Origin of the sequence: Streptomyces sp. NPDC015171 (assembly GCF_043079545.1) — a bacterium.
Lineage (GTDB): Bacteria > Actinomycetota > Actinomycetes > Streptomycetales > Streptomycetaceae > Streptomyces.
In genome coordinates this window covers 1-5,766 of sequence record NZ_JBIBUO010000044.1, presented here as the reverse complement: position 1 = coordinate 5,766, position 5,766 = coordinate 1, and the positions used below count along the sequence as shown (strand labels likewise).

Annotated in this window: 1 protein-coding gene; it reads right to left on the bottom strand. The window is 71.1% G+C overall.

What is annotated here, in order from left to right; translation table 11 throughout:
- A partial coding sequence (locus ACF073_RS41345; protein ID WP_392076721.1) for an SDR family NAD(P)-dependent oxidoreductase occupies nt 1-5,766 on the bottom strand: 5,766 nt, incomplete at both ends.

Here is a 5,766-nt window from a genome sequence, read left to right as displayed (position 1 = left end):
CAGACCCCACACCGCAGCCGCCACCGGATCCACCACACCAGCCTCACCAGCAACAACCACCGCCCCCCGCGACACCACCACCAACCAGCCCCCACACGAGGACGCAAGGAACGACTGCACAGAAGCCAAAACACCAGCCGTCACGTCACGAACAGCCGCAGCATCCACGGAGGCCACAACGGGAACCTCCAAAACCTCCACCTCGACATCACCCGCACCACCGCGCACCGGCACAGACGACCACTCCACCCGGAACAACGACTCCCCGGCAGGACCGGAAGCCTTCAGCTGCTCCCCAGCAACCGCCCGCAGCACAAGCGACTCCACCGACGCCACCGGCACACCCTCACCATCGGCAAGGTCCAGCGACACCGATTCGGGGCTGATGGGCGTCATACGCACCCGCAGGCTGGTGGCTCCGGAGGCATGCAGCGTCACTCCGTTCCACGCGGCCGGCAGGACGATCTCGCCCTCCTCGGCCTTCCGCTCCATGAAGGCCCCGCAATGCAGGACCGCGTCGAGAAGCGCGGGGTGCAGACCGAACCCGGACGCCGCGTCGGTGTCCTCCGCCGGGAGCGCGACCTCCGCGTAGATGTCCTCTCCAAGGGTCCACAGCGAGTTGAGGCCCTGGAACAGCGGCCCGTACGCGTATCCAGCGGTCGCCTGGTCCGCGTAGAAACCGGTCAGGTCGACCGGCCGCGCACCCTCCGGGGGCCAGACCTCGAAGTCGGCGCCGGACGCCGACGCGTGCTCAACGAGCTGACCACTCGCGTGACGCACCCACTCCATGTCGACCTCGGCGTCATCCGGCCGCGAGTACACCGAAACCGACCGCGCACCGCCCGTGTCCTCACCGACCGACACCTGGATGCGTACCGCACCCTTCTCGGGGATCACCACCGGCGCTTCGATGATCAGTTCCCGCAGGGACCGCGCACCGACCTCGTCCCCGGCGCGAATCGCCAACTCCACCAGAGCGGCGCTCGGCAGCGACACCACACCCGAGACAACGTGATCCGCCAGCCACGGCTGCGCGGTGAGCGACAAGCGGCCCGTGGCCACCACGCCACCCGTGTCCGGGACACCGACCACGATGTCGAGCAGCGCGTGTCCGGTGGCCAGCGCCGGGTCGCCGCCGGACGATGTCGGGTTCAGCCAGTAGCGCTCGTGCTGGAAGGCATACGTCGGCAGACCCACACGCCGTGCGCCGGTGCCGGAGAAGACCTTCTCCCAGTCGACATCGACACCACGGGCGTGCATCCGGCCCAGAGCGTTCATCAGCGCCCCGTTCTCGGGCACATCCCGCCGCAGGGACGGCACACACCCCTCCGCGACCATCCCGGACAGCACACCATCGGGACCCAGCTCCAGGAACGTGGAGACCCCTTGCTCCCTCATGGCCTGCACACCGTCATGGAACCGGACGGTGCCCCGCACATGCTCCACCCAGTAGTCGGGAGAGCACAGCCGCTCCGGGTCCGCGAGTGCACCGGTCAGGTTCGACACCACCTGCACAGAAGGCTCGCGATACGTCAGTCCGGCCGCGACCGCACGGAACTCTTCGAGCATGGGATCCATCAGGGGCGAGTGGAACGCGTGCGAGACCCGCAGCCGCTTCACCCGACGACCCTCGAAGCCGGCCACCACCGCCTCGACCTCGTCCTGGACACCCGACAGCACCAGCGATGTCGGCCCGTTGACAGCGGCGATGCTCACGCCATCGGTCAGCAGCGGCGTGACCTCGTCCTCCGCCGCCTCCACCGCGACCATCACACCACCGGCCGGCAACGCCTGCATCAACCGACCACGCGCCACCACCAATGCCGCCGCATCCTCCAGCGACCACACACCCGCCAGATACGCCGCGGTCACCTCACCGATCGAATGACCCGCCAGGACATCGGCAGACACACCCCACGACTGCACGAGACGGAAGAGCGCCACTTCCACAGCGAACAGAGCCGGCTGCGCATACCTGGTCTCGTCGAGCAGATCCCCGCCCTCGAAGACCAGCTCCTTCAGCGAACGGCCAAGCCCCTCGTCCACGGCCGCGCACACCTCGTCGAAGGCATCCGCGAACACCGGGAACCTCGCGTGCAGTTCACGGCCCATGCCGACCCGCTGCGAACCCTGGCCCGTGAACAGGACGCCCACACGACCCGCGACCACGGGCTCCGCTCGCAGCGACGCGAGTTCCTCCCGCGCCTCCTGCATCGAACCGGCAACCACCACCGCACGGTGGTCGAAACGCGCACGCGTCGTCGCCAGCGAATAGGCCACATCAGCCAGATTGAGCCCGGCACCGTCGCCCAGGAATTCCGCAAGCTGCGCCGCCTGGGCACGCACTGCCTCCGATGACCTGCCGGACAGCACCAGCGGCACCATACCGTCCGGCTCCACCGCACGCTCCACCGGAGCCGCGGGCTCGACCCCCTCCAGAATCACATGCGCGTTCGTCCCGCTGATTCCGAACGCCGACACACCCGCCCGGCGAGGACGATCCACCTCAGGCCAGGCCCGCGACTCGGTCAGCAGCTCCACCGCACCGGCCGACCAGTCCACCTTCGGCGAAGGAGCATCCACATGCAGCGTCTTCGGCAGCACACCATGACGCATCGCCTGCACCATCTTGATCACACCCGCCACACCCGCGGTGGCGCCGGTGTGTCCGAGGTTCGACTTCAGGGCGCCGATCATCAGCGGGCGGTCCTCGGCGGAGCGCTCCTGGCCGTACGTCGCGATCAGTGCCTGCGCCTCGATCGGGTCGCCCAGCGACGTTCCCGTACCGTGCGCCTCCACCGCGTCGACGTCGGCCGCCGACAGACCGGCGTTCGCCAGCGCCTGCCGGATCACACGCTGCTGCGATGGGCCGTTCGGAGCCGTCAGGCCATTGGACGCGCCGTCCTGGTTCACCGCACTGCCCCGGACGACCGCCAGCACCTCATGGCCGTTGCGGCGGGCGTCCGACAGCCGCTCCAGCAGGAGGACGCCGACGCCTTCCGCCCATCCCGTGCCGTCCGCGCCCTCGGCGAACGCCTTGCAGCGTCCGTCGGGGGCCAGGCCACGCTGTCGTGAGAACTCGACGAAGACGCCGGGGCTGGACATCACGGCGACGCCGCCGGCCAGGGCGAGCGAGCACTCGCCGCTGCGCAGGGCCTGCATCGCGGAGTGCATCGCCACCAGCGACGACGAGCAGGCGGTGTCGATGGTGAGCGCCGGTCCCTCCAGGCCCAGGACGTACGAGACGCGGCCGGAGGCGACGCTGCCTGCGCTGCCCGTCAGGGCGTAGCCCTCGGTGCCCTCGGCGCCGCCGCCGAGGCGCGGTGTGTAGTCCTGGGCTCCCATGCCGGTGAAGACACCGACGTCCTTGCCGCGCAGTGACGTCGGGTCGATGCCCGCGCGTTCGAAGACCTCCCAGGAGGTCTCCAGCAGGAGCCGCTGCTGCGGGTCCATCGCGAGCGCCTCACGGGGGTTGATGCCGAAGAAGCCGGCGTCGAAGTCGGCGACTCCGTGCAGGAAGCCGCCCTTGCGGACGTAGGTCGTGCCAGGGGCGTCGGGGTCGTCGGAGAGGAGTGCGTCCAGGTTCCAGCCGCGGTCGGCCGGGAAGTCGACGAGCGCGTCGCGGCCCTCGACGAGCAGGGTCCACAGGTCCTCGGGCGAGGTCACACCGCCGGGGAGACGGCAGCTCATGGAGACGATCGCGATCGGATCGTCGGTCACGGGGGACGGTGCGACGGCGGGCGGGGCCGCGGCGGCACGGTCACCGACGAGTTCCGTGCGCAGGTGGTCGGCCAGCGCCCTGGGGTTCGGGTAGTCGAAGACGAGGGTGGCGGGCAGCCGCATGCGTGTGGCGGCGTTGAGGCGGTTGCGGAGTTCCACCGCGGTGACCGAGTCGAAGCCGATCTCCTTGAACGCCCTGTCCTCCTCGACGCCTTCGGCGTCCGTGTGGCCGAGGACGGCTCCGGCCTCGGTCCGCACGAGGCGCACCAGCAGGCGTTCCTGCTCGGCCGGTGAAAGTTCCAGCAGTTCGGTACGGAGGGCGGACACGTCGGTGTCGGGGCGGTCCTCGGTGCCGGCGGCGAGGAGTTCGGTGACCTCGGGCAGGCCGCGCAGCAGCGGGCGGGGACGGGAGAGGGTGAAGGCCGGGGCGAAGCGGGTCCAGTCGATGCCGCCGACGACCACGTGGGTCTCGTCGTGCTCGACGGCCTGCACCAGGGCGGTGACGGCGAGGCGGGGCTCCATCAGTGTGACGCCCAGCTTGGCGAACTCGCTCGCCATCGACGCGTCGACCATGCCGCCGCCGTCCCAGGCGCCCCAGGCGATGGAGGTGGCGGTCAGCCCGCGGGCCCGGCGGTGCTGGGCCAGCGCGTCGAGGTAGGCGTTGGCCCCGGCGTAGGAGGTGAGACCGTTGCTGCCCCAGGCGGTGGCGCCGGAGGAGAAGAGGACGAAGGCGTCGAGTTCGCGGTCGCCGAGCAGGTCGTCCAGGTGGCGGGCGCCGGCGATCTTGGCCCGGCCCATCTCGGCGAACTCCTCGACCGTGAGCCCGGACAGGGGTGATTCGGTCTGGGGCGAGCCGGCGAGGTGCAGGACCGCGGTCAGCGGCAGTTCGGCGGGTACGGCGTCGAGGACGGCGGCGACCTCGTCGCGGTCGGCGATGTCGCAGGCGGTGATGGTGACCTGGGTGCCGAGGGCCTCCAGGTCGGCTCGGAGTTCACCGGCGCCGGGGGCGTCGGGGCCGCGGCGGCTGGTCAGCACCAGGTGTTCGGCGCCGGCCTCGGCCAGGCGGCGGGCGACGTGGGCGCCCGTGCCGCCGGTGCCGCCGGTGATCAGGACGGTGCCGCGCGGGGTCCAGGGCTTGGTGGCCGGGGCGCCGTCCAGCGGGGCGCGGCGCATGCGGCGGGCGTGCAGGCCGTCGGGGCGTACGGCGAGCTGGTCCTCGTCGTCCGCTCCGGACAGGGCGGTGCACAGCAGGTCGAGGGTGTGCGGGTCGGGTTCGTCGGTGCCGGAGGGCAGGTCGACGAGGCCGCCCCAGGTGCGCGGGTTGTCCAGTGCCAGGACGGTGCCGATGCCCCACATGACGTGCTGGGAGACGTCGGTCAGCTCGGCGGGGTCGGCGACGGCGACGCCGCCGGCCGTGACCGCCCACAGGGGCGCTTGGATTCCGGCGTCGCCGAGGGCTTGGACGAGGGTGACGGTGCCGATCGTGCCGCGCGACCAGGTGGTGTGCGCGGGGTGCGGTCGTCCGTCGAGTGCGAGGAGCGACACGATTCCCGTGAAGGGCTGGTCGGGCAGGGCGGCGGCCAGCGTCTCCCGGTCGGTGTGGTCGGTGTCGATCTCGACGCGCACGGTTTGCGCGCCGCGCTCGGCGAGTCCGGCGGCGACGGCCTCGGCGAGCGGGCCGGCGTCGGTGCCGACGGCTATGAGCCAGGTGCCGGAGAGGGTGCCGGTGGTGTCGATCCGGTCCCAGCCGAGGTGGTAGCGCCATCCGTCGACGACGGACCGTTCCTGCCTGCGGCGGCGCCAGGAGGAGAGTGCGGGCAGCACTTCATCGAGTACGGAGGCCTTGAGCTGGAGGTCGTCGACGAGGGTGTCGGTGTCGCCGGCTTCGATCGCGGCCCAGAAGGCGGCGTCGACGGGGTCGGCCTCGACGGCGGGAGTGTCGTTCGCATCGAGCCAGTAGTGCTGGTGTTGGAAGGGGTAGGTCGGCAGCTCCACCGGACGCGCCGACCCCGCGTCGAACGCCGCCTTCCAATCAACATCCACACC